Source organism: Bradyrhizobium sp. LCT2, assembly GCF_009931255.1.
In the GTDB taxonomy this organism is placed as follows: domain Bacteria; phylum Pseudomonadota; class Alphaproteobacteria; order Rhizobiales; family Xanthobacteraceae; genus Bradyrhizobium; species Bradyrhizobium diazoefficiens.
On record NZ_CP034432.1, the window covers coordinates 73,629 to 97,715 of the forward strand.

The 24,087-nt window shown below is 64.5% G+C and carries 24 protein-coding genes, 1 tRNA gene and 1 pseudogene; 16 read left to right on the forward strand and 10 right to left on the reverse strand.

Annotation, left to right across the window (positions count from 1 at the left end; genetic code table 11):
* Positions 1-3 precede the first annotated feature (3 nt).
* Together EI171_RS01255 and EI171_RS01260 are read right to left on the reverse strand one after the other, a co-directional pair.
* Entirely contained in the window at positions 4-444 is a 441-nt protein-coding gene (locus tag EI171_RS01255) for a type II toxin-antitoxin system VapC family toxin (RefSeq protein WP_161532366.1), read from the reverse strand.
* Positions 441-743, reverse strand: a complete 303-nt coding sequence (locus EI171_RS01260; protein ID WP_028343822.1) for a hypothetical protein — start codon at positions 741-743, stop codon at positions 441-443. The genes EI171_RS01255 and EI171_RS01260 overlap by 4 nt, the downstream gene beginning before the upstream one ends.
* A 556-nt stretch (positions 744-1,299) precedes the next feature.
* Between EI171_RS01260 and EI171_RS46600 the strand changes: the two are divergent.
* Positions 1,300-2,373 (forward strand): annotated as a pseudogene (locus tag EI171_RS46600) (recombinase family protein); the annotation flags it as partial.
* Positions 2,374-2,409: 36 nt separating this feature from the next.
* On the opposite strand, the gene EI171_RS46605 reads toward EI171_RS46600, so the two are convergent.
* From EI171_RS46605 to EI171_RS01270, 3 genes are all read right to left on the reverse strand, one after another.
* Positions 2,410-2,658 carry a hypothetical protein gene (locus EI171_RS46605; RefSeq protein ID WP_371740405.1) on the reverse strand — a complete coding sequence of 83 codons (249 nt, stop codon included), beginning with the start codon at positions 2,656-2,658 and terminating at the stop codon, positions 2,410-2,412.
* Positions 2,659-2,709: 51 nt separating this feature from the next.
* Positions 2,710-2,907 (reverse strand): hypothetical protein, encoded by a 198-nt coding sequence (locus EI171_RS46610; RefSeq protein ID WP_371740406.1) that lies wholly within the window; start codon positions 2,905-2,907, stop codon positions 2,710-2,712.
* Positions 2,908-2,914: 7 nt separating this feature from the next.
* Positions 2,915-2,991, reverse strand: a tRNA-Met gene (locus tag EI171_RS01270).
* 311 nt (positions 2,992-3,302) lie between these two features.
* Here EI171_RS01270 and EI171_RS01275 point away from each other — a divergent pair.
* Both EI171_RS01275 and EI171_RS01280 read left to right on the forward strand, forming a co-directional pair.
* On the forward strand, positions 3,303-4,772 hold the full coding sequence (locus EI171_RS01275; RefSeq protein WP_161532367.1) for a coniferyl aldehyde dehydrogenase: 1,470 nt from the start codon (positions 3,303-3,305) through the stop codon (positions 4,770-4,772).
* Positions 4,773-4,868: 96 nt separating this feature from the next.
* The gene (locus EI171_RS01280) at positions 4,869-6,467 is read left to right on the forward strand and encodes a GMC family oxidoreductase (RefSeq protein WP_161532368.1); all 1,599 of its coding nucleotides are present in this window, start codon (positions 4,869-4,871) and stop codon (positions 6,465-6,467) included.
* Positions 6,468-6,514: 47 nt separating this feature from the next.
* On the opposite strand, the gene EI171_RS01285 is transcribed toward EI171_RS01280, so the two are convergent.
* Positions 6,515-6,835: a LexA family protein gene (locus tag EI171_RS01285; protein WP_371740233.1), complete on the reverse strand. Its 321-nt coding sequence runs from the start codon at positions 6,833-6,835 to the stop codon at positions 6,515-6,517.
* On the opposite strand from EI171_RS01285, the gene EI171_RS01290 reads away from it, so the two are divergent.
* Positions 6,834-7,955, forward strand: a complete 1,122-nt coding sequence (locus EI171_RS01290) for an IS630 family transposase (protein ID WP_161532241.1) — start codon at positions 6,834-6,836, stop codon at positions 7,953-7,955. The genes EI171_RS01285 and EI171_RS01290 overlap by 2 nt on opposite strands.
* A gap of 58 nt (positions 7,956-8,013) precedes the next feature.
* Here the strand turns inward: EI171_RS01290 and EI171_RS01295 are convergent, their stop codons facing one another.
* Positions 8,014-8,775 (reverse strand): SDR family oxidoreductase, encoded by a 762-nt coding sequence (locus tag EI171_RS01295; RefSeq protein WP_161532369.1) that lies wholly within the window; start codon positions 8,773-8,775, stop codon positions 8,014-8,016.
* 121 nt (positions 8,776-8,896) lie between these two features.
* Between EI171_RS01295 and EI171_RS01300 the strand changes: the two genes are divergently transcribed.
* Together EI171_RS01300 and EI171_RS01305 are read left to right on the forward strand one after the other, a co-directional pair.
* Positions 8,897-9,409, forward strand: coding sequence for a CvpA family protein (locus EI171_RS01300; protein WP_011090611.1), 513 nt, complete (start codon positions 8,897-8,899; stop codon positions 9,407-9,409).
* A gap of 128 nt (positions 9,410-9,537) precedes the next feature.
* The gene (locus tag EI171_RS01305; RefSeq protein WP_011090612.1) at positions 9,538-10,320 is read left to right on the forward strand and encodes an SDR family oxidoreductase; all 783 of its coding nucleotides are present in this window, start codon (positions 9,538-9,540) and stop codon (positions 10,318-10,320) included.
* Positions 10,321-10,439: 119 nt separating this feature from the next.
* Here EI171_RS01305 and EI171_RS01310 read toward each other — a convergent pair whose 3' ends face one another.
* The gene (locus tag EI171_RS01310; RefSeq protein WP_028173751.1) at positions 10,440-10,916 is read right to left on the reverse strand and encodes a DUF3775 domain-containing protein; all 477 of its coding nucleotides are present in this window, start codon (positions 10,914-10,916) and stop codon (positions 10,440-10,442) included.
* Between the two features lie 255 nt (positions 10,917-11,171).
* On the opposite strand from EI171_RS01310, the gene EI171_RS01315 reads away from it, so the two are divergent.
* From EI171_RS01315 to EI171_RS01350, 8 genes are all read left to right on the forward strand, one after another.
* Complete coding sequence (locus EI171_RS01315; RefSeq protein ID WP_161532370.1) at positions 11,172-12,020, forward strand: MBL fold metallo-hydrolase; 849 nt, start codon at positions 11,172-11,174, stop codon at positions 12,018-12,020.
* A gap of 201 nt (positions 12,021-12,221) precedes the next feature.
* Positions 12,222-13,064: a fumarylacetoacetate hydrolase family protein gene (locus EI171_RS01320; RefSeq protein ID WP_011090615.1), complete on the forward strand. Its 843-nt coding sequence runs from the start codon at positions 12,222-12,224 to the stop codon at positions 13,062-13,064.
* Between the two features lie 113 nt (positions 13,065-13,177).
* Positions 13,178-13,789 carry a glutathione S-transferase family protein gene (locus EI171_RS01325; protein ID WP_028173749.1) on the forward strand — a complete coding sequence of 204 codons (612 nt, stop codon included), beginning with the start codon at positions 13,178-13,180 and terminating at the stop codon, positions 13,787-13,789.
* A gap of 16 nt (positions 13,790-13,805) precedes the next feature.
* A complete protein-coding gene (locus tag EI171_RS01330; protein ID WP_161532371.1) occupies positions 13,806-14,675 on the forward strand; it encodes an MBL fold metallo-hydrolase in 870 nt (289 codons plus the stop codon).
* Positions 14,676-14,789: 114 nt separating this feature from the next.
* A complete protein-coding gene (locus EI171_RS01335) occupies positions 14,790-15,932 on the forward strand; it encodes an alpha/beta hydrolase (RefSeq protein WP_161532372.1) in 1,143 nt (380 codons plus the stop codon).
* An 87-nt stretch (positions 15,933-16,019) separates the two neighbouring features.
* Positions 16,020-16,991 carry an iron exporter MbfA gene (gene mbfA / locus EI171_RS01340; protein WP_011090619.1) on the forward strand — a complete coding sequence of 324 codons (972 nt, stop codon included), beginning with the start codon at positions 16,020-16,022 and terminating at the stop codon, positions 16,989-16,991.
* 254 nt (positions 16,992-17,245) lie between these two features.
* The gene (locus EI171_RS01345; protein WP_161532373.1) at positions 17,246-18,718 is read left to right on the forward strand and encodes an amidase; all 1,473 of its coding nucleotides are present in this window, start codon (positions 17,246-17,248) and stop codon (positions 18,716-18,718) included.
* 34 nt (positions 18,719-18,752) lie between these two features.
* Entirely contained in the window at positions 18,753-19,106 is a 354-nt protein-coding gene (locus tag EI171_RS01350) for a nuclear transport factor 2 family protein (protein ID WP_028173745.1), read from the forward strand.
* Positions 19,107-19,257: 151 nt separating this feature from the next.
* Here the strand turns inward: EI171_RS01350 and EI171_RS01355 are convergent, their stop codons facing one another.
* On the reverse strand, positions 19,258-20,346 hold the full coding sequence (locus EI171_RS01355) for a Zn-dependent alcohol dehydrogenase (RefSeq protein ID WP_011090622.1): 1,089 nt from the start codon (positions 20,344-20,346) through the stop codon (positions 19,258-19,260).
* A 44-nt stretch (positions 20,347-20,390) separates the two neighbouring features.
* On the reverse strand, positions 20,391-22,175 hold the full coding sequence (locus EI171_RS01360) for an acyl-CoA dehydrogenase family protein (RefSeq protein ID WP_161532374.1): 1,785 nt from the start codon (positions 22,173-22,175) through the stop codon (positions 20,391-20,393).
* 233 nt (positions 22,176-22,408) lie between these two features.
* Here EI171_RS01360 and EI171_RS01365 point away from each other — a divergent pair, with 233 nt between their 5' ends.
* Together EI171_RS01365 and EI171_RS01370 are read left to right on the forward strand one after the other, a co-directional pair.
* Entirely contained in the window at positions 22,409-23,110 is a 702-nt protein-coding gene (locus EI171_RS01365; RefSeq protein WP_161532375.1) for an SDR family oxidoreductase, read from the forward strand.
* Positions 23,111-23,240: 130 nt separating this feature from the next.
* The gene (locus EI171_RS01370; protein WP_028173741.1) at positions 23,241-24,071 is read left to right on the forward strand and encodes an enoyl-CoA hydratase; all 831 of its coding nucleotides are present in this window, start codon (positions 23,241-23,243) and stop codon (positions 24,069-24,071) included.
* Positions 24,072-24,087 lie beyond the last annotated feature (16 nt).

Below are 24,087 nucleotides of genomic sequence, written 5' to 3' on the forward strand. Positions count from 1 at the left end.
TGCCTACCTCCTGGCTCCCAGAGCACGGAGCGGGTTGATGATCTGAATGTCCTCGAAGTCCTTTTCATTATCGGTCACGACGACGCACTGGTTGGCTTCGGCTACAGCGGCAATGATTGTGTCTAGCGCGCTTCGCGAACGGCCTTTGGCTTTGCCGTTGGCCATCAGCCGCGCCCACACGAGGCCAGCTTTCTCGTCGAACGACAGCACGCGGCCAGCGAACAGCGCTTGCGGACCTTCGGGGCCCGCGAACCAAGTTTCAAGGCTATTGCGCTTCTTGCCCTTTGGTTTCTCTAAGATGCCTCGGCGGATTTCGGCGACGGTAAGCGAAGCAATGAAGAGGTCGTCATCCTTCTGAGCACCCATCCAAGCCAGCAGCGAGTCCGACGGCTCCGGCTTTATGATGTTGCTGATGATATTGGTATCAAGGAGGTAGCGCGTCACAGATCGACCTTACGCCCCTCTTCTCGCGGGCGGCTGAGGCCGAGATCTGCGCCGACCATAGGTGAGCGACGCAGCGCGGCGAGAATCCCCCCCGCTTTTGGAGGCTCACCCGCCACTGCCTGCCGTATAGTCCGGCGAAGCTGCCCGGCTTCCGGACCGTCCTCCGTCAATTTCCGGGCAAGGGATCGAAGCAGATCGCGGTCGGCGTCGAGCGCCTGGATCTCGAACCGCGCGATGCCACGCTTAGTCAGGCGGGACCGATAATTCTCGAGGGCTCTCTTCTGCGCACTGTTGCTCATCGCGTCCCTCCGTGCTATATCCAGATATATAACCGTATTTTCTTTGGAGTGCAAGGCTGGTGGAATTGTTATCGGTCTCGCCAAATGAAGATGGCCCCTCAAAGGCATGGGTGCCGCAGGGGGGTGCCACCATGACAAGACGCCCCTCTTCCAAGGGGGGCGATCACAAAAATATTATGGCTACGACGACGGTCGACCCGCGTCCCGCCGCTGCGCTGCCACCCGCCAGAATCTGCTCCAATTCGCCGCAAGCCATTGACTTACAATACATTTTTACCTTGCCGACGCGCTGCTGCTGGGCATCATTGTCGCGAAGCGGGGTATTCCGCGCTAGGACAAGGACGCGATCGTGGCGCGACCGAGACGTACAACAGCCGAACAGCTTCTTGTGGTTACCGACGCGACCCGCGAACCGGTTGCGCTTGCCTCATCAAAACCCGATCCACGCCTCGTCAATCTGGTCCGACTGCTGGCGCGACAGGCCGCGCGGGACTTCATTCGAGCCGAAACTGATAGCCGGACGCGAGACCACCTTCCGGAGTAAGGAGGTCGCCTCGTGAAGGTCGCGCTCTACGCCCGCTACTCATCAGACAATCAGCGAGACGCTTCAATCGAGGATCAGTTGCGGCTGTGCCGCCTGCACGCCGAGAAGCAGGGCTGGACGGTCGTCGATAGCTATACCGATCGCGCAATCTCTGGCGCGTCGCTGTTGCGTCCCGGCATTCAGGAACTGATCGGCGACGCGATGCGCGGCAAATTCGTCGTCGTGCTCGCAGAGGCGATGGATCGCCTGAGCCGCGATCAGGAGGATATCGCTGGACTGTTCAAGCGTATGGCTTTCGGCGGTGTGCGTATCGTTACGCTGTCGGAGGGTGACGTGACGCATCTGCACGTCGGTCTCAAGGGCACAATGAACGCTCTCTTCCTGAAGGATCTCGCCGACAAGACGCGCCGCGGGCTGCGCGGCCGCGTCGCGAATGGCAAGTCCGGTGGTGGGCTCTGCTTTGGGTATGACGTGGTGAAGCAGTTCGCGGCGAATGGCGAGCCGATCCGCGGCGATCGGACGATCAACAAGGCGGAAGCTGCCGTCGTACGCCGTATCTTTGCAGACTACATTGCCGGCAAGTCGTCCCGCGCGATTGCCTTTGAGCTGAATAAGGAAGCCGTGCCTGGACCACAGGACGCCGAATGGGGGCCGTCAACGATCCATGGCAACCCGAAGCGCGGCGTCGGGATCCTCAACAACGAACTTTATGTCGGGCGCCTCGTCTGGAACCGGCTCCGCTATCTGAAAGACCCGGATACGGGAAAGCGGGTGTCGCGTCTCAATCCTGAATCCGAGTGGGTGATTCAGGAGGTTCCGGAGATGCGCATCATCGACCAGGAAGTTTGGAATGCGGTGAAAGCGCGCCAAAAATCACTCGCCTATGAGACGTCTGAGCCCGGCGAGAACCCGTTGAATGAGCGGCGGCGCCCGAAGCACCTATTTGCCGGCCTCGTGAAGTGTGGCTGCTGTGGCGGCGGTTATACGATGATCTCGAAAGATCTGCTTGGCTGCGCAACGTCGCGGAATAAGGGCACCTGCGAAAACCGCTTGAACATAAGGCGAGACGCCCTTGAAGCCTCCGTGCTTAGCGGCCTCCGGACACACTTGATGGAGCCCGGGCTATTCAAGGAGTTCTGCGACGAATTCACTCGCGAGGTGAACCGGCTGCGGATTGAGCGCAGCGCAGACATCATCAGTCAGCGCAAAGAGTTGGAACGCGTTCAACGGGACTTGGATCGAGCGATCCAAGCCATCCTGGATGGTGTGCCCGGCGCTCAGCTCAAGGACAAGATTGGTGGTCTTGAAGCCCGCAAGGCCGAACTGACCGAGTTGCTGGCGAACGCTGAGGAACCACCGCCCCTTCTGCATCCGAACATGGCGGAGATATACCGCCAGCGGGTCGCCGCGCTTTACGAGAGCCTACTGAGCGCGGACGGCACGGCCGAGGCGGCTGAGCTGTTCCGGACGCTGGTCGATCAGGTGACGCTCGTGCCCAACGAGGCCGAACTGGCGATCGTGCTGCGCGGCGACCTGGCTGCGATCCTTCGGTTCGCCGCGAACAAGAAAAACCCCGACATCCTTGCGGAAGCCGGGGTTTTGGGTGCCTTGCTTTCGCAAGAATCGTTGGTTGCGGGGATAGGATTTGAACCTATGACCTTCAGGTTATGAGCCTGACGAGCTACCGGGCTGCTCCACCCCGCGTTAAACCGTTGCGCGCCTTCGTTAAAATGCCGGGGACGGGGGATGAGGGCCGGCGCTGTTCGCGTGGCTTGCTTCTTCCGTCCCAAAGGCTTCCTTGGAAGGCAACCCCGGGGCAAAGCCCGTCGGGTGCGGGGGGTATGTACCAACCCGGGCTGCCTTTGGAAAGGGCTGCGAGGACGTTTTTTTCGACTTTATGACAGGTGGATGGACCGGATTCCGGCCCGCCAGCCGCGCCCTTGCCAGAAGTTCCGCAAAGGGCCAGCTTGCCGCAACAAAACCAAGGGCGAAACGCCAGTTTAGGGAGCAACGCCATGGACCATATCCGGGACCAGATCTTGGACCGATCTTTGGACCGATCCCTGACAAGCGCCCCGCTGCGGGCCCTCGACGACGCCTTCCACGCCATGGTCGCGCGGTCGCGGGCGGAGCCGGCCGCTGATCTGGCCGAGCGGCTCGACCGGCTGGCGCGGCTGCGCGCCGTCGTCGCCGACAATGAAGAGCGCTTCCGCCAGGCGATCTCGGCCGATTTCGGCCACCGCTCGGCGGTCGAGACCACCATTGCCGAGACCATGATGGTCTACAGCGAGATCCGGCATGCGACAAAACACCTGAAGAGCTGGATGGCGCCGCAGCGCATCGCCACCGCGCTGCAATTCCTGCCGGCGCGCAACCGGCTGATGCCGCAGCCGCTCGGCGTCGTCGGCATCATCGCGCCCTGGAATTATCCGCTCCAGCTGACGCTGGCGCCCGCGATCGGCGCGATTGCCGCCGGCAACCTGGTCATGATCAAGCCGAGCGAGCTCGTCCCGCATTTCGCAGGCCTGCTGAAAGAGACGGTTGCCGCAAGGTTCGACGCGACCGAGCTGCTCGTCACCGGCGTCGAGGACGAGATCGCCAAGGCCTTCGCGTCGCTCCCCTTCGATCATCTGGTGTTCACCGGCTCGACCCGGGTCGGACGGCTGGTCGCGGAGGCCGCGGGGCGCAATCTGACGCCTGTGACGCTCGAACTCGGCGGCAAGTCGCCTGCTATCATCGACGCCTCCGCCGATCTCGATGAGGCGGCCGAGCGCATCGCCTACGGCAAGCTGCTCAATGCCGGGCAGACCTGCATCGCGCCGGATTACGTGCTGGTGCCGGAGCGCTCGCTGCAGGCCTTCGCCGAGAAGCTGCGCACGCAGATGCGGCGCATGTTCGGCACCGATCCCGCGAACAAGGACTACACCTCCGTCATCTCCGACCGGCACTACGCGCGGCTCGAAGGTCTCGTCGCGGATGCCGTAGAGCGCGGCGCAAGAATCCTGCAACCGGCAAGGGCCGACGATCCCAACTGGAAGGCGCACCGCAAATTCCCGCCGACGCTGATCCTTGGCGCCACCGAAGACATGGCGGTGATGCAGGAGGAGATATTTGGGCCGGTGCTGCCGGTGCTGGGCTATCGCGAGCCGGCGGATGCCATCGCCTTCGTCAACCGCCGCGACCGGCCGCTTGCGCTCTACTGGTTCGGCAAGGACCGCGACGCGCGCGACGCGGTGCTGTCGCGCACCGTCTCCGGCGGCGTCACCGTCAACGACTGCCTGTTCCACTTCGCGCAGGTGAACCAGCCGATGGGCGGCGTCGGCGCATCCGGCACCGGCGCCTATCACGGCGAATGGGGTTTTCGCACGTTCAGCAAGCTGAAGCCGGTGTTCTACCGCTCGAAATTCAACCGCCTCGCCGATCTCTACCCGCCCTATGGCGGCAAGATCGCGCGGCTGGAGAAGATGATGCGGTTCATGTCGTAGGGGCAGTCGTTCCGGGGCGCGAAGCGAACCCGGAACCTCGAGATTCCGGGTTCGCGCTACGCGCGCCCCGGAATGACGATAAGGGGAGAAACAACATTGTCTGACACATTCGATTTTGTCGTCGTGGGCGCGGGCTCCGGCGGCTGCACCGTTGCGGGGCGGCTGTCGGAGGATGCGGCGACATCAGTGGCGCTGCTCGATGCGGGCGGGCGGAACGACAGTTGGCGGATCACCACGCCATTCGGGCTCGCTTTGCCATACCGCGCGGCCAACTGGGCGTTCGACACTGTGCCGCAGAAGGGATTGAACGGCCGCATCGGCTATCAACCGCGCGGCAAGGGCCTCGGCGGTTCCTCGGCGATCAACGCGATGGTCTACATCCGCGGCAACAAATGGGACTACGACCACTGGGCCGCGCTCGGCAATGCCGGCTGGTCGTATGCGGATGTGCTGCCCTACTTCAAGCGCTCGGAGAACAACGCCGATTTCGACGGCGAATATCATGGCAAGGGCGGCCCGCTGCATGTCAACAAGCTGCGCTCGGACAATCCGATCCATGACGTCTTCCATCAGGCTGCGCGCGAGGCGCAGTTCCGCATCCGCGAGGACTTCAATGCCGACGACCATGAAGGGCTCGGCAGCTACCAGGTGACGCAGCACGGTGGCGAGCGCTGGAGCGCGGCGCGCGCCTATGTGGATCCCCACATGGGCAAGCGGGCGAATCTGCGCGTCGAGACGCAAGCGCATGCCACGCGCATCCTGTTCGAAGGTGGGCGCGCAGCGGGCGTCGAGTACCGGCAGGGCAAGGAGCTGAAGCAGCTCCGCGCCCGCCGCGAGGTGATCCTCGCCTCCGGCGCCTTCCAGTCGCCGCAGTTGCTGATGCTGTCGGGCGTCGGCGACGGCGATGCGCTTGCCGCGCACGGCATCGGCGTCGTGCATCATTTGCCGGGCGTCGGGCGCAATCTGCAGGACCATCCGGATTTCGTGTTCGTCTACGCCTCCGACTATCCGCACTTCGTTCACGCGTCACTCGGCCGGCTGCCATCCCTGCTGCGCGCGATCCAGCGGTACCGCCGCGAGCGACGCGGCCTGATGACCACCAATTTCGCCGAGTGTGGCGGCTTCCTGAAGACGCAGGCCCACCTCGACGTGCCGGACATTCAACTGCACTTCATCATCGCGATGCTCGACGACCACGGCCGCAAGAAGCACAAGGAAGCGGGCTTCTCGTGCCATGTCTGCCTGCTCAGACCGAAGAGCCGCGGCAGCGTCTGGCTGAAGAGCGCCGATCCGCTCGCAGCCCCCATGATCGATCCGAACTTCTTGGGCGAGGCGGAGGATCTCGAGACGATGGTCGCAGGCTTCAAGACCACGCGACGGCTGATGGAGACGCCTGCGATGCGCGCGTTGCAGAAGAAGGACATGTTCACGTCCGATGTGAAGACGGACGACGACATCCGCGCCATCCTGCGCAATCGCGTCGACACCGTCTATCACCCCGTCGGCACCTGCAAGATGGGCACGGACGCGATGGCCGTGGTCGATCCGCATTTGAAGGTGCACGGCGTCGAGGCCTTGCGCGTCGTCGATGCCTCGATCATGCCGACGCTGATCGGCGGTAACACCAATGCGCCGACGATCATGATCGGAGAGAAGGCGGCGGATATGATCAGGGCGGAAGTGCGGGCGAATTAGCGACGCTGTCGCGTCACTCTCCACTGTCGTCCCGGCCTAGTGGTTCATCACAGTGATTTTGACGTTTTGATACCGAGCCATTCGAGGATCGGCAAGCTTTCCGGTGGCACGAGGATTTCGATGCTTCTGGGGACGCCGGGTTGACGTCGGATGAAGCCGTTTCGTTCGAGGGTGACGATCATCTGATGGACCGAAGGCGGGCTGACGCGGAAGTGGCGCTGGATGTCGGCTTCGGCGGGGGACGTCCGAACATATGGGCGTAGGTATGGATGAAGGCCAGGTAATAACCCTGCTTCTCGGTGAAGCGCGCGCCTGATTTTTGACTCATCGTTGGATTCGTCCCGGCCTCCGACAAGGAGGCAAAGCATGAATGTACGTTATCGGGTCGAATTGAGCCAAGCCGAGCGCGACGAACTGACGGCGATGCTCGGCGGCGGCAAGCACGCCGCCCGCAAGCTTAAGCGGGCGCAGATTTTGCTGGCGGCCGATGGAGGCTGCCGCGACGAGGAGATTGCCCGGACCGTGAGTGTCAGCCTCTCCACCGTCGGCCGGACCAGGCGCCGCTTCGTGGAAGGCAATATGGAGCGGGCCCTGAGCGAGGAGCCGCGTCCGGGCGCTGAGCGCAAGCTGACCGGCAAGGAGGAAGCCCTGCTGGTGGCGACCGCATGCGCCAAGCCGCCCGCTGGCTGCAAACGCTGGACGCTGACGCTGCTGGCCGACACGATGGTCAAGCTCACCGATCACAACAGCCTGTCGGGCGAGACCGTGCGTCGCCGGCTGGCCGAGAACGACCTCAAGCCGTGGCGCAGGGACATGTGGTGCATTCCCCATGTCGACGGCGAATACGTTGCCCGCATGGAGGACGTGCTCGACCTCTACGCCGAGACGCAGAATCCCGCCCGGCCGCTGGTCTGCTTCGACGAGACCCCCATCCAGCTGATCGGCGAGGTGCGCCAGCCGGTCCCGGCCCAACCGGGACAGCGCGAGCGCTACGATTACGAGTATCGCCGCAACGGCACCGCCAATCTCTTCGTCACCTTCGATCCACATCGGGGCTGGCGCAACGTCAAGGTCACCGACCGCCGCGCCGCCGTGGACTACGCCCACTGCATGCGTGATCTCGTCGACGTCCATTATCCCGACGCCGCCTGCATCCGTGTCGTGCAGGACAATTTGTCGATCCACAAGCCTGGGGCGCTGTATGAGGCCTTCGCGCCCGCCGAGGCCCGGCGCATCCTGCGCCGCCTCGAATTCCACTTCACCCCGAAGCACGCCAGTTGGCTCAATATGGTCGAGTGCGAGATCAGCGTGCTACAGCGTCAGTGTCTCGGCCGCCGCATCGACGATCCCAAAAGGCTCCGAAACGAGATCGCAGCATGGCAAAAGAGGCGGAATAAAACCCGAGCCCGCATCAAATGGATGTTCACAACAGAAAAAGCCCGCACCAAACTCGGCCGCGCCTATCCAGCCACCGCCAAAGAGTCATAATCACTGTGATGAACCACTAGTGCGCAATTGCGCATGGGGGCCGGGACGACGGAAGCAATCAATTCAACAAGAACCCGCCGTCCACCGTCACCACGCTCCCCGTCATGTAGCGCGAGGCCTTCGAGGCCAGCAGCAGGATCGCGCCGTCGAGATCGGACTCGGCGCCGACGCGGCGCTGGGGGATGCGTTTTGCCAGGCGCTCGCCTGCCGGCGTCGACCAGAAGGCGTGGTTCATCTCGGTGTCGATATAGCCGGGCGCCAGCGCGTTGATGCGGATGTTCTGCCCCGCAAGCTCCAGCGCCATCGCCTTCGTCGCCTGGATGATGCCGGCCTTGGAGATCGCGTAGGGCGACACCGCTTTCAAGACGCCGGTGCCGAGCACCGAGGCGATGTTGACGATGTTGCCTTCCTGCTTGCGCGCGATCATGCGCCGCGCGACTTCCGTCGCGAGGAAATAGGCGCCCTTGAGATTGGCGCCGATCACCGTGTCCCAATCGGCCTCGGTCTGCTCGGTCGCCAGCTTCTCGATGGCGATGCCGGCATTGTTGATCAGCACCGTGACGGGACCGAGCGCGGCTTCCGTGGCATCGACGGCCTTCGCGATCGAGGCGATGTCGGTGACGTCGAGCGCGACGGCGGCGGCGCGGCCGCCGTTGCCGCGGATCTCCTGTTCCAGATTCTTCAACTTGTCCGTTTGCCGTGCCGCGAGCGCGACGGCCGCGCCATGCGCCGCCAGCAGCCGGGCAAACTGCCACCCCAGCCCCTGGCTCGCGCCGGTGACGAGGATGGTTTCTTTACTGACGTCGAATAGGCCTGACATGACGATTTCCTTGGGCGTAACCCTTGAGCTTCCGGAGCCAAAAATACAGACGATTTTAGCGGTCTGACACCAGAATGATCGGTTCGGCGTTCATTCGTTCCATCGAGGCAGGGCTCTGCTCATGAACAGTTTCGATCTCGCGGTCTATGCGGCGCTCGCCATCGCCATCGGCTTCGGATTCAGGACCGGCCTGCTGCGCAGCGCCATGACCATCCTCGCCTATCTGCTCGCCGCGCCCATCGCGGTCGCGCTGATGCCGCTGATCGTGCCGCAGGTCGCAAGCAATCCGAACGCGCCGCTGCTCCAGAACTGGATCTGGTTCTTCGGCATCTTTCTCGTCGTCGGCATGTTGTTCGGACATATCGGCCGCCTCGCGGTGAACGACACGGTCCGTGAGGCCGGGATCGGCGACCGCCTTGGCGGCGCCGCGCTCGGCGCCATCAGGGTCGGCCTCGTCGCCACCACGCTGGTGCTGGTGTTCGACCAGATCGTGCCGGCCAACCGCCAGCCTCCCTTCCTGGCCGGCTCGCATCTGCGGCCACTGTTCTCGGCGGCCGGGCAGATGGGCTTCAAGTCGCTGCCGCCGGAAGCCGCTGCCGCGATCGACCGCCTCAAGCAGGAGCGGCACATCTGATCAGGCGCATTTGCATCGCCGCGCGGATGCGCATGCATTTTGGTGCGAGCCCGTCCCTTATCAGCGGCACCACGATTGGCTAGAGTGCCGCCCGTCCAAAACCTGCCTGACATTACGGGAGTGAAACAGTGGATCTTGGGATCAAAGGTCGCCGCGCCATCGTCTGCGCATCCAGCAAGGGCCTCGGCCGCGCCTGCGCCATCTCGCTGGCCGAAGCCGGCGTTCACGTCACGCTGACCGCGCGCGGCGCCGAGGCCCTGAAGAAAACCGCCGACGACATCCGCAAACTCTATCCGGCCGTCACGGTCACCGAGATCGTCGGCGACATCACGACGCCGGCGGGCCGCGAGGCCGTGCTGAAGGCCTGCCCCGAGCCGGACATCCTGATCAACAATGCCGGCGGCCCGCCGCCCGGCGATTTCCGCAACTGGACCCGCGACGACTGGATCAAGGCGATCGACGCCAACATGCTGACCCCGATCGAGCTGATCAAGGCGACCGTGGACGGCATGATGGCGCGCAAGTTCGGCCGCATCGTCAACATCACCTCGGCCGCGGTGAAGGCGCCGATCGACATCCTCGGCCTCTCCAACGGCGCGCGCGCCGGCCTCACCGGCTTCATCGCCGGCCTGTCGCGCAAGACCGTGATCAACAACGTCACCATCAACGGCCTCCTGCCGGGCCCGTTCGAGACCGACCGCCTGACCGGCACCGCCAAGGCCGAGGCCGACAAGCGCGGCACAACGCCGGAGCAGATCCTGGCCGAGCGCGCCAAGCTCAATCCCGCCGGCCGCTTCGGCCAGCCGGACGAGTTCGGCTATGCCTGCGCTTTTCTCTGCGGCGCCAAGGCCGGCTTCATCACCGGGCAGAACATCCTGCTCGACGGTGGCGCGTTCCCGGGCACGCTGTGAGCCATCGCGCCTGAGACGGCGCAATCCACGAAAGACCATCATGCCCGGGCTTGCCCCGGGCATGATGGTGTGGAGGCGTCAGAGCCCAATCATTTCCGGCTCACTGCGAGCCCGGCTACTCATCGCCGTTTCGTCGGCTCATCCTCGTCCCGTTCGCTGGGACCGGAGGAATCGGCAGTGAGGCGCTCATCGGTCCAGTCGATGCCGAGTTCGTCGAGACCGTCGGCCAACAGATCGCCCAGCATCGGCTCGCCCAGCAGATATTGCACAGCTTCACGCCGGGGCGCCTTGTATTCGGCGCGGGCCTCGGCGGCGCGGGCGCGCAGATCGTCCCACTCGTCGACGGAGCCGTCGCCGCGGCCAATCCACATCAGCGTCACGAGGTCGAGCTGCTCGTCCTCGTTCAGCGCCCCGATGAAGCCGGTCAACTCGCTTGCGACCGGATCGGACGCCGTGTCCTCCAGAACGTCGATCCCGTCATCGTCGGAGGGGTTCGAGCCCGAGTCCGGATCGGATGCTGCTTCCTTGACGTCGAATTCGCGGGCCTTCTCGATGATGAAAGCGACCTTCTCGGCGGAAATTGCAAGCTCTGGCATCGTCTTCCCCTCTCGCTCTTCTCTGGTTTTTCCTGGGTTCCAGCGATAACGCGGCGCGCCACCAGATGATCCATTGCGCTTCATGGCGGAAACCCGCATGTTTCGGCGCCAAAGCGTTCTCTCTCGTCATTCCGGGGCGCGACGTCGTCGCGAACCCGGACTCTCACGCAACGATCTCGAGATTCCGGGTTCGATGCTTGCGCATCGCCCCGGAATGACAGCGAGGCGCAAAGCAAGAACATGGGGATGCGCCGGATGTCGTGGAAGGTGGGCAAGGTCAAGATCACGAAACTCGTCGAGATGGAGACAGTCGGCTCGACCCGCTTCATCCTGCCGGCCGCGACCAACGATGAAATCCGGAAGCTGCCCTGGCTGATCCCGCATTTCGCCACCGAAGAGGGCCGACTGAAAATGTCGATCCACTCGCTGGTGGTCGAGACGCCGACGCGCCGCATCGTGGTCGACACCGGTCTCGGCAACGACAAGCAGGGCCGCGGCGTCCCCGTCTGGAACAACCGCAGCACGCCGTTTCTGGAGACCATGGCGGCGGCGGGCTTTCCCCCTAACAGCATCGACACCGTGCTGTGCACACATCTTCATGTCGACCATGTCGGCTGGAATACGAAACTGGTCGACGGCAAATGGGTGCCGACCTTCCCGAAGGCGCGCTACCTGTTCGGCGAGACCGAATACGAGTATTGGCGCGATTATACGGCCGAGCCGGACAAGGTCGCGGTGTTCAACGATTCCGTGAATCCGGTCGTCGATGCCGGCCAGGTCGAGCTGATCCCAGGCGATCACCGGCTCTGCGAGGAGATCAGCGTGATCCCGACCCCCGGCCACAGCCCCGGTCACATGAGCGTCCTGATCGAGTCCGGCGGTGAGCAGGGGCTGCTCACCGGCGACGTTGCCCATCATCCCTGCCAGATGTCGCATCTCGACTGGTGCTCGGTCATCGATACCGATCCCGCCCAATCGGCGGCAACGCGGCACAAGGTGTTCTCGCGCTTTGCCGACACCCCGACGCTGGTGATCGGCGGGCATTACTCGGCCGGACACATCAGGCGGGATGGGGACGCGTTCAGGTTCGTGGCGCTGGGATGAGACGCAATCGTAGGGTGGGCACAGCGCGGCGTGTCCACCCTCCCGGGCAAGGAAAAGATTTGGTGGGCACGGCGCTCCGCACCTTTGCCCACCCTACAAAGGAGGGGCTGCAATGCGCCCCGTTTTGAGCGGTTGAATTTCCCGCCGCCCTGTTCCATGAAGCTATTTAACCGATCGGTCCATCTCCAGGGAGAAACGAGAATGAAGCTTGTTCGTTACGGCGAAAAGGGTGCGGAAAAGCCCGGCCTGATCGACAAATCCGGCCAGTTGCGCGACCTGTCGGCGCATGTGAAGGACCTGACCGGCGAGGCCTATTCGCCGGAAAGCCTGAAGAAGCTCGCCGCGCTCGACCCCGCCTCGCTGCCCGCCGTTTCCGGCAAGCCGCGGTTCGGCGCGCCCGTCACCGGCATCTCGAAATTCGTCGCCATCGGCCTCAACTACAGCGACCACGCCAAGGAAACGGGAGCCGCGATCCCGACCGAGCCGATCATCTTCATGAAGGCGAACACCTCGCTGTCCGGCCCGAACGACGCGGTCGAGAAGCCGCGCGGCTCGACCAAGCTCGACTGGGAAGTCGAGATCGCCGCCATCATCGGCACCCGCGCCAAGTACGTCTCCGAAGCCGACGCGCTGAACTACGTCGCCGGCTATTGCGTCTGCAACGACGTCTCCGAGCGCAACTTCCAGACCGAGCGCCTCGGCCAGTGGACCAAGGGCAAGTCGCACGACACCTTCGGCCCGGTCGGCCCGTGGCTCGCCACCAAGGACGAGATCAAGGACGTGCAGAACCTGTCGATGTGGCTCGACGTCAACGGTCAGCGCCGCCAGACCGGCTCGACCAAGACCATGATTTTCTCCATGGCCAAGTGCATCTCCTATGTCTCGCAGTTCATGACGCTGCTTCCGGGCGACATCATCACCACGGGCACCCCGCCCGGCGTCGGCCTCGGCATGAAGCCGCCGACCTTCCTCAATGTCGGCGACGTCGTGACGCTGGGCATCGAGGGCCTCGGCGAGCAGCGCCAGGAGATCGTGGCGGCGTAAGCGGCAATCACCTCCTTCGTCATTCCGGGATGGCGCGAGAGCGCCAGACCCGGAATCTCGAGATTCCGGGTTCGATGCTTCGCATCGCCCCGGAATGACAACAAGGATCCAAAATGAAGCTCACCTTCTCCGCCGCCTCGCCCTTCGCCCGCAAGGTGCGCATCGCCGCGATCGAGCTTGGGCTGATCGACAAGATCGAGTTCACGCCGGCAACCGTCGCCCCGGGGCAGGCCAATGAGGACTATTCGCGCATCACGCCGCTGAAGAAGCTGCCGGTGCTGATCACCAATGACGGCGACGTCATCCTCGATTCCTACGTCATCGTCGAATATCTCAACGAGATGGCCGGCGGCAGCCTGATCCCGGATTACGGTCCGCGGCGATGGAAGGCCAAGACCAATCACTCCCTGATCAACGGCATGCTCGATTCCATGCTGCTGTGCCGCTACGAGAGAATGGTGCGGCCGCAAGGCCTGCAATGGCAGGCGTGGTCGGACGACCACTGGAACCGGGCCTGGACCGGCATGGCGCGCTTCGAGAACATGCCCGATGTCCTGAACGGCCCGTTCGACATTTCGCAGATCGGCCTCGTCTGCGTGCTCGGCTATGCCGACTTCCGCTTCGCCGATTGCGGCTGGCGCAAGGCCTATCCGAAGCTCGACGCGTTCCATCAGAAGATGCTGGAGCGGCCCTCGGTCAAGATCTCGGTGCCGCCGGCGGCGTAACCCGCTAGGAGTGTCCATGAGCCTGAAATACTCGGTCGGCGATCTCACCATCCATCGCGTCATCGAGCAGGAAACCTCGTTCGTCCCGGCGCTGGAGATGCTGCCGGGACTGACACCCGAGGTGCTGGCCGAGAACCGGGCGTGGATGCGGCAGGCCAAGGCACTCGACGACAACGACGTGCTGCTCTTGTGCTTCCAGTCCTATGTGGTGAAGACGCCGCACCACACCATTTTGATCGACAGCTGCATCGGCAATGACAAGCCGCGCCCCAATCGGCCGAAATGGAACATGAAGACCGACGACACGTACTTGGGTGCACTTGGCGCCGCCGGATTCTCGCCTGGCGACATCGACTTCGTGATGTGCACGCATCTGCACGTCGACCACGTCGGCTGGAACACACGGCTCGAAAACGGCCGCTGGGTGCCGACCTTCCCCAAGGCGCGCTACGTCTTCGCCAGGCAGGAGTTCGACCATTGGTCGGCTCAGAACGCGAAGACGGAGATCCCGCCTTTCGTGGACAGCGTGCTGCCGGTGGTCGAGGCGAAGCGCCACGAGCTCGTCGGCAACGACCATCAGATCGGCGACCACGTCCGGATCCTGCCGACACCCGGCCACACGCCGGGCCATATCGCAATCACGGTGGGCCGCGGCAAGGACGACGCGGTGTTCTCCGGCGATCTCATGCATTCGCCGCTGCAGACGCTCTATCCGGAGCTGTCGATCAAGTTCGACGTCGACCCGGCGAAGGCGGCTACGACGCGCCGCAGCTTCCTGGAGCGCTATTGCGACACCGAGACGCTGTGCTGCACGGCGCACTTCCCTTCGCCGTCGGTGGGCAAGATCCGGCGCAAGGGCAACGCGTTCGTGTGTGCGGCGGTTTAGCGAGATGCCGTAGGGTGGGCAAAGGCGCGCGCTTCGCGCGCCGTGCCCACCACTCCTTATGCTGGGCACGCACCGCTTTGCCCACCCTACGATTCCACCCGTGTGGAGAAAGCAATGACAGCACTCCCCGACATCCCCCTGCCCGCCGGAATCCGCTCGCGTTATGTCGACGGCATCAACGGCTTGCGCATGCATGTGCTGGAGGCCGGCTTCGAGTCAAAGGGCCGCTCCTGCATCCTGCTGCTGCACGGCTTTCCCGAGCTGGCCTTCTCCTGGCGCAAGGTGATGCCGGCGCTCGCCGCCGCCGGTTATCACGTGATCGCCCCCGACCAGCGCGGCTACGGGCGCACCACGGGATGGACTGCCGACTACGATGGCGATCTCGCGCCGTTCTCGCTCCTCAACCTTGTGCGCGATGCGCTCTCCCTGGTGTCGGCCTTCGGCTACAAGCAGGTCGATCTCGCCGGGCATGATTTCGGCAGCCCAGTCGCGGCGTGGTGTGCGCTGATCCGGCCCGACGTGTTTCGTTCGGTGACGCTGATGAGCGCGCCATTCGGCGGAGCGCCGCCGCTGCCATTCAACACAGTTGACCGTCCCGCAAAGCCTGCGGTCGAAGACCCCGTTCATCGCGAGCTTGCCGCGCTGCCGCGTCCGCGCAAGCACTATCAATGGTACTACGCGACACGCGAAGCCAACGCGGACATGCAGCACGCGCCGCAGGGCGTGCACGATTTCCTGCGCGCCTATTATCATCACAAGAGCGCGGACTGGACCGACAACAAACCCTATCCGCTCAAGGCGTGGTCGGCAGACGAACTGGCAAAGCTGCCAACCTATTACGTGATGGACGCCGGCGAGACCATGGCCGAGACGGTCGCGAAGGAGATGCCCTCGCCCGCCGCGATCGCCGCGAACCAATGGCTGCCGGACAGCGACCTCGCCTACTACAGCGCCGAATACGGCCGCACCGGATTTCAGGGCGGGCTGCAATGGTATCGCTACGGTACGTCGGGCATGCTCAACGACGAGATGCAGCTGTTCTCCGGCCGCAGCATCGACGTGCCCTCCTGCTTCATCTCCGGCAGGCAGGATTGGGGCACCTATCAGCGCCCTGGCGTGTTCGAGGCGATGCAGAAAAGCGCGTGCACCAAGATGCTCGGCTGCCATCTCGTCGACGGCGCCGGCCATTGGGTGCAGCAGGAGCAGCCGGCCGAGGTGAGCCGGTTGCTGCTCGACTTCCTGGCCAAGACTTCCTGACTAAGTCCCGCGCCGGCTGATTTGACCCAGGAACCACGGCGGCCTATATAATTTAGAATCATTCTAAACTAGTGGGACAGGGCCGTCGTGAAGAATTTTGCCGATCTGACCGAGCGCGAGGTGCTTGCGGTCGCGATCTCCTCCGAGGAGGAGGACAGCCGCATCTACATGACCTTCGCCGAAGATCTGAGAGAGCGTTACCCGGACTCAGCCAAGATCTTCGAACAGATGGCCGAGGAAGAGCGCGGACATCGCCACATGCTGCTGGAGACGTACGAGCAGCGGTTCGGTCCGCACCTGCCTCCCATCCGCCGCGAGGACGTCAAGGGCTTCCTGCGTCGCCGCCCGGTCTGGCTCACCAAGAACCTGTCGCTCGACACCATCCGCAGGGAAGTCGAGACCATGGAACTGCAGGCCGAGCGCTTTTACGTGAAGGCCGCCGAACAGGCGCAGGATGTCGGCGTGCGCCGTTTGCTCGGCGATCTCGCCGAAGCCGAGAAAGGCCACGAAGAGATGGCCGCAAAGCTCTCGGACCAGATCCTGAGCCCGGATGTGCGCGCGGAGGAAGATCGCACCAACCGCCGCATGTTCGTGCTGCAATATGTGCAGCCGGGCCTTGCCGGCCTGATGGACGGATCGGTCTCGACGCTGGCACCGCTGTTTGCCGCCGCGTTCGCCACCCACCAGAACTGGCAGACGTTTCTTGTCGGCCTCGCCGCCTCGATCGGCGCCGGCATCAGCATGGGATTTGCGGAAGCGCTGTCCGACGACGGATCGCTCACGGGGCGCGGCTCGCCATGGCTGCGCGGTCTCACCTGCGGCTTGATGACGACGCTCGGCGGGCTCGGCCACACCGCGCCCTATCTGGTGCCCGACAGCTGGGCCAACGCGTTCTGGATCGCGACGGCGATCGCCGGAGTCGTCGTGTTCTTCGAGCTATGGGCAATCGCCTTCATCCGCTCGCGCTACATGGACACGCCGTTCCTCCAGGCCGTTTTCCAGATCGTGCTCGGCGGCGCCATCGTGCTGGCGGTGGGGATATTGATCGGAGCGGCGTAGCGACCTCACACTCGCTGTCATCGCCCGCGAAGGCGGGCGATCCAGTACGCCGCGGCGGATATGGCGAGAGCGAGCTCTCAAACGCGGGCCTCTGGAATACTGGATCGCCCGGCCAAGCCGGGCGATGACACCGAAATTGTTGTTGGGCCGACCTGATGACCACCGGCGAGACATATCAATCGCGATCAAACAGCGGTTGCAGCGTTCGGCTAAACTGCTCATCATCCGCAGACAACCAGAGCGGGAGAAGCGCCGTGGCCAAATCGGAATGGAGTTTCAAGAGCGCAGTCGAGCTGTCGGCCGCATTGAGCGCGAAGAAGGTCTCGGCGGTCGAGCTCACGCGGGACGCGATTGGCCGTATCGAGCGTCACGACGGCAAGATCAACGCGATCTGCGTGCGGGATTTCGATCGGGCGCTCGGCGCCGCGCGCGAGGCGGACGCTGCATTGGTCCGCGGCGAGCGCAAGCCGCTGCTCGGCCTGCCCCTGACGATCAAGGAATCCTTTAACATCGCCGGCCTGCCGACGACCTGGGGCTTCGTCCCGCAGAAGGATTTCAAGCCTGTCGAAGACGCGCTGCCGGTCGCACGCATCAAGCAGGCCGGCGGTGTGATCCTCGGCAAGACCAACGTGCCGGTCGGTCTCAGCGACTGGCAGAGCTACAACGACATCTACGGCACCACGAACAACCCCTATGATCTCGGCCGCACGCCGGGTGGATCATCCGGGGGATCTTCGGCAGCCCTCGCCGCAGGCTATTGCGCGCTCGCCACCGGCTCCGACATCGGCGGCTCCCTGCGTGTGCCGGCATTTCATTGCGGCATCTTCGCTCACAAGCCGACCATCAATCTCTGCGCAGCGCGCGGCGAGACTCCGCCGCCGTTTCCGGCCATTCCGCGCGAAGGCGACCTCGCCGTCATCGGTCCGATGGCGCGCACCGCTGCGGATCTCTCCTTGCTGCTCGACGTCATGGCCGGACCGGATCCGCTCGATGCCGGCGTCGCCTACAAACTCGATCTGCCTGTTGCGCGGCATCAGTCGCTGCGCGATTTTCGTGTCCTGGTGATCGAGAGCCATCCGCTGCTGCCGACTGACCGGGACGTGCGCGGCGCGATCGACAAGCTCGCCACCGACCTTGCGAAGGCCGGCGTGACGGTCGCGCGCGAGAGCCCGCTGCTTCCGGACTTCGCGGAGACGTCGCGGCTTTACATGCGCATGCTGCTGGGCTTCCTCGGCGCGTTCTTCCTGCCCGACGAGCTGGCGGATTCGCAGGCTCGGGCGAGCCAGTTGTCGCCGGAGGACCGAAGCCTCGAAGCGGAGCGGCTGCGCGGCACGATTGCAAGCCACCGCGCCTGGGTGCTCGACGCAGGTAGCCGCGCCGGCCTGCGGGCGCAATGGCGCGCGCTGTTCAAGAGCTTCGACGCGGTGATCTGCCCGATCATGCCGACGCCGGCCTTTCCGCACGATCATTCGCCGGAACAGAGCCTGCGACGCATCAGCATCGACGGCAAGGATTATCCTTATTCCGACCAGCTCGCCTGGCCGGGCGTCGCGACGCTTCCGGGCCTGCCTGCGACGGCCGTTCCGCTCGGCCTGTCGAAAGACGGCTTGCCCGTCGGCGTCCAGATCGTCGGCCCCTTCCTGGAGGACCGCACCCCCTTGAGGCTCGCCGAACTGATCGAGCGCGAGTTCGGCGGCTTCACACCGCCGCCATTGTTCGATGATTAGTCCTGTCGTCAACGTCCACAAGAGAGAGAACGTCATGAGCCAGGACATGGAAGAGCTCACCGCGCTCAACCGCGACTACGTCGCCTCCGTGCAGAACTGCGACGTCAAGCGGTTCGACCAGATCCTGGCGCCGGAGTTTTACTGCTCCAATCCCGACAAGACGCTGGTCGACCGCGCCGCCTTTCTGGAGCAGACGGCACGGCCGATCGCGATCCGGAATCTCAGGGAGCACGACGTCATCATCCGCATCATGGGCGACTTCGCCATTATCCACGCGGGGACAAGCTACACCACGGGAGACGGCCAGCAGGCGACGGGCCGCTACACCGATTGCTGGGCGAAGAAGAACGGCAGATGGCTCGCGGTGTCGGCGCACGTGTCGCGGTGAGGCGGGCAAACCATCCTCACACTCCGCTGTCATGCCCCGGCTTGACCGGGGCATCCAGTACTCCGCGGCGACAGTTGGCTCACACAACTCCCGCTGCGGAGTACTGGATCGCCCGCCTTCGCGGGCGATGACATGACACCATCAATGTGGATCAACTATCAAATACGATCACGCTCCGCAGCGTCTTGCCGGCCTTCATGTTGGCAAAGCCCTCGTTGATCTCCGACAGCTTCAGCTTGGCGGAGATCCAGTCCTCCAGGTGCAGCCGCCCTCGCAGATAGAAGTCGACCAAGCGCGGCATGTCGACGCGGAAATGGTTGGAGCCCATGGAGGAGCCCTGGATCTTGCGTTCGCGCAGGAAGTCGAAGCCGTGCAGCTCGATCTTCTGGCCGAACGGGATCATGCCGACGATGGTGGCGGTGCCGCCGGAGGCGAGCATGGCGAAGGCCTGCTCCGCGGTCTCCTTGCGGCCGAGCACCTCGAAGGAGTGATGCACGCCGCCATTGGTGAGATCGCGGACCTGCTTCACCACGTCGCCGTCGGCGGGGTTGATGATGTCGGTGGCGCCCAGCTTGGTCGCGAGCTGGAGTTTTGCGGGATTGGTGTCGATGGCAATGATGCGGCCGGCGCCGGCGATCTGCGCGCCGTTGATCGCGGCCATGCCGACGCCGCCGCAGCCGATCACCGCGACGGTTTCGCCCGCCGTCACCTTCGCCGTGTTCACCACCGCGCCGTAGCCGGTGATGACGCCGCAGCCGATCAGCGCGGCGAGATCGAGCGGCATCTCCTTCCGGATTTTGACGATCGCGTTCTCGTGCACCAGCATCTGCTCGGCAAAGGACGAGAGGTTGAGGAACTGGTGCAGTTTTTCGGAGCGAGACCATTGCATGCGGTCGGAGACGCCCGGCAGCAGCTTCACCGTGGTGTCGGTGCAGAGCACGGTGCGGCCCGTGGTGCAGTTGTCGCAGGTGCCGCAGAACACGGACAGGCAGGTGACGACGTGATCGCCCGGCTTCACATAGGTGACGTCGGAGCCGACCTGCTCGACCACGCCGGCGGATTCATGCCCGAGCACCGCGGGCAGCGGATGCGGATACAGCCCTTCCATGAAGTGCAGGTCGGAGTGGCAGAGGCCGGCGACCGATGTGCGGATCAGGACCTCGCGCGGGCCGGGCTTCGGCAGGCTGACATCCTCGATGACCAGAGGCTTGTTGACTTCATAGAGGACGGCGGCCTTCATCGAGCACTCCCTGTCGTTTTTTTTGCTTTGAACGCGGGCGCAGCCTACGCTGCCAGAACCAGTTCGCCAACCTCGCTCATGCCGGCATCGCGCTCGCCGAGCAGCAGCGCGGCGATCTTCGCTTGCGTGGCATTTTCCGTCAGCCGGAACGGATCGCTTGGCGCGACCCGGTGATCGATCACGAGGCGCGACAGCAGCAGCCGGCGTGCATCGCCGCGCATGGCGTGGATGCGATGCGCTTCCCAGGCGAGCGCGACGGCGCTGGCGACATGATAGAGCAGGCTCGTCGCGCGGCGCGCGTCGGCCTCGTTCTCGGCCTTGCCCGCAACCTCGCGCGCGAAGCCGACCGCGCGATCGGTGAGCGTGTGCAAACGGTCGCGCCAGGCCTGCGGCACCGAGGCGCTGTCATCGAGCCGGGCGTGCAGATCCGCGGCCAGCGCGGATTCCGCGCCATGGCGACCGACCGCGCGCCTCAGCGCATCGATCGCGACGATATTGCCGGTGCCTTCCCAGACCGAGCCGAGATGGGCGTCGCGCAGCAGTCGTGCGGTGGCGAATTCCTCGATATAGCCGATGCCGCCGCGCATCTCGAGCGCATCGCCGCAGACTTTTCGTGCATCGCGCGTGGCGCGGAATTTCAATGTCGGGGTGAGGATGCGCAGCAGCGCCGCCGCGTCCTGGCTGCCGGCCTCGGCGCGGTCGAGCGCGTCCGCCGTGAGGAAGCTCATCGACAGCGCCTGCTCGACCGGCAGCATGATCTTCAGCATCTGCCGCCGGCCGAGCGGCAGGTCGATGATGCGGCTGCCGAACACCACGCGGTTCTTCGCGACCGTCATGGCGTCATGGTAGGCGCGGCGCATCAGCGCGGTGGATTTCACGCCGTTGGAGAGCCGCGACGAGTTCACCATCTCGGCCATCTGCACGAAGCCGCGGTCGAGCTTGCCGACCGCGTAGGCGATCGCGCCTTCGAGCTTGATCTCGCCCGAGGCCATCGAGCGCGTGCCGAGCTTGTCCTTCAGACGCACGATCCGGTAGTGGTTCTGCGACCCGTCGTCGAGGAAGCGCGGCATCAGGAACAGGCCGACGCCGCGGGTGCCGGGGCCGGCGCCTTCGGGGCGCGCCAGCAGCATCACGACTTTCGCATCGGCGTTCGAGCAGAACCATTTTTCGCCGTACAGGCGCCAATGATCGCCCTCCTGCACGGCGCGCGTCGTGAGCGTGCCGACGTCGGAGCCGCCCTCCTTCTCGGTCATGAACTGGCCGCCCTGGGTCAGCTTGGTCATGTCGGTCTGGGTGAGACCATCGAGATATTTTGCCTTCAGCGCCTCGCTGCCGAAATTCGCCAGGAGTTTGGCGCAGCCGTCCGTGACGTTGATCGGGCAGCCCATGCCGAATTCGGTCTGGTTGAACAGGAAGGTGAAGGCGTGCTTGGCCACCACAGGATATTTGTCCGGCCAGCCCATGATGCCCTTGCGGATCGACAGCGCATGGATGCCGAACTCGCCGAACGCGGCTTTCTCCAGTTCGCGATAGGCCGGGTGGTATTCGATCCACTGCACGTCGCGGCCGAACTTGTCGCGCTGGTGCAGCACCGGCGTGTGGCGGTCGGCCAGCCGCGCACATTCGTCGAGGGTGCCGCCGGCGAGCTCGCCGAGGCGATCGAGATGCGGCTCGATGTGACGGAACAGCGTCTCCGGCAGATGGATGCGCAAGAGATCCGTCAGCGCCTGGTCGGCGCGGTAGAAATTCATGCCTGACGTATCGGGCGCCAGCAGGCCGGATGGTGCGGCCGCGGCATTTTTCGGCTGCGCTGTGACCGGCTTGTGCATGATCGTCCTCTTCGTTTCCGCCCGACGGCAATTCTTAGCGCTTGCCGCTTTGGATGATGTCGATCATGCTCCAGCCGCGGATGCGGATAAAGCCGCAAATTGTCAGGGAGGCATGATCGCCGTGAAGGAGCAATTCGCTCTGCGGAATTGTGATCGACCGGGCCTGCACCCCGGCTGGTTGTCCGGGTGGCGGATGCATAGATCAGCGGCTTCCCGTCCTAAGAGATCACGCCATGGAACATCCGAAATACAAGATCGCGCTCATCGTCGGCGCCGGCGAAGGCTTGAGCGCCTCGCTGGCGCGGCGCCTGTCCACGCAAGGCATTCGCGTGGCGCTTGCCGCGCGGAAGATCGAGAAGCTGGGCGCGCTCTGCACCGAGACCGGCGCCAAGGCCTATGCCTGCAACGCCACCGAGCCGGATGAGGTCGAGCGCCTGTTCGGCCTCGTCGAGCGCGAGATCGGCACGCCCGACCTCGTCGTCTACAACGCCAGCGGCCGCACCCGCGGACCGTTCGTCGATCTCGTTCCGGCCGATGTCGCGCAGGCCATCGCGATCAGCGCCTATGGCGGCTTCCTGGTGGCGCAGCAGGCGGCCAAGCGCATGCTGCCGAACAAGCACGGCGCGATCCTGTTCACCGGCGCCTCGGCCAGCGTCAAGGGCTATGCGCAGTCGGCCTCGTTCGCGATGGGCAAGTTCGCGCTGCGCGGGCTCGCCCAGAGCCTGGCACGGGAGCTCTCGCCGCAAGGCATCCATGTCGCGCATTTCGTGATCGATGGCGGCATCAGGAGCGCGGCGCGGACGGAGCCGGAAGACAAGCCGGACTCCATGCTCGATCCTGATGCGATCGCACAGAGCTACTGGAACGTGCTGCAGCAGCCGCGCAGCGCCTGGAGCTGGGAGCTGGAGCTGCGGCCGTGGGTGGAGAAGTTTTGAGTTGAGTTTGTCTTTCCGGGGCGGCTCGAAGAGCCGAACTATGGTGCGCATTTGCGCACCTGAGAATCTCGAGATTCCGGGTTCGATGCTTCGCATCGCCCCGGAATGACAACAATGAACGGGAAGCGACATGACCACGGACACCACCGTCGATACCGGCACCAGCGAACTCCTCTGCGTCATCCGCGACCGCGTCGCAGTGATCACGCTGAACCGGCCGGAGGCGCGCAATTCGCTGTCGGACAGCCTGACGCCGGCGCTGCGGACGATGATCCGCACCTGCGGCGAGAGCCCCGATGTCGGCGCGCTGCTGATCACCGGCGCGGGCGAAGCGTTCTGCGCCGGCGGCAACGTCAAGGGCATGGGCGCGCATCGCGATCCGAAGAAGCTGGAGATGTCGCTGGAAGATCGGGTCGCCGATCTCCAGGAGCGGCAGCGGCTGCTCACCGGCGCGCTGGTGTCGGTGCGCAAGCCGACGATCGCCGCGCTCCCCGGTCCCGCGGTCGGCGCGGGGCTTGCGATCGCCATGGCCTGCGACATCCGCATCGCCGCGCAATCGGCCTTCGTCGCCACCGGCTATGCCCGCATCGCGCTGAGCGGCGATTACGGCATCGCCTGGCTGCTCACCCGCCTCGTCGGCACCGCCCGGGCGCGCGAGCTGATGTTCACCGGCGACAGGGTCGATGCCGCGCGTTGTGAGGCCATCGGCCTCGTCAATCGCGTCGTGCCTGACGACAAGCTACAAGCCGAAGCCTTCGTGCTGGCAAAGTCGCTCGCCGAAGGCCCGCGCCTCGCGCTGCGCTACATGAAGGACAATCTCGACGAAGCCATCCAGTTCGATTTCGAGACCGCCCGCGACCACGAGGCCGAACGACTGATCCGCCTCACCACGACCGCCGATCACAAGGAAGCGGTGCAGGCCTTCATCGAGAAGCGCAAGGCGGTGTTCACGGGGAAGTAACAGGCCCTTCACAGTC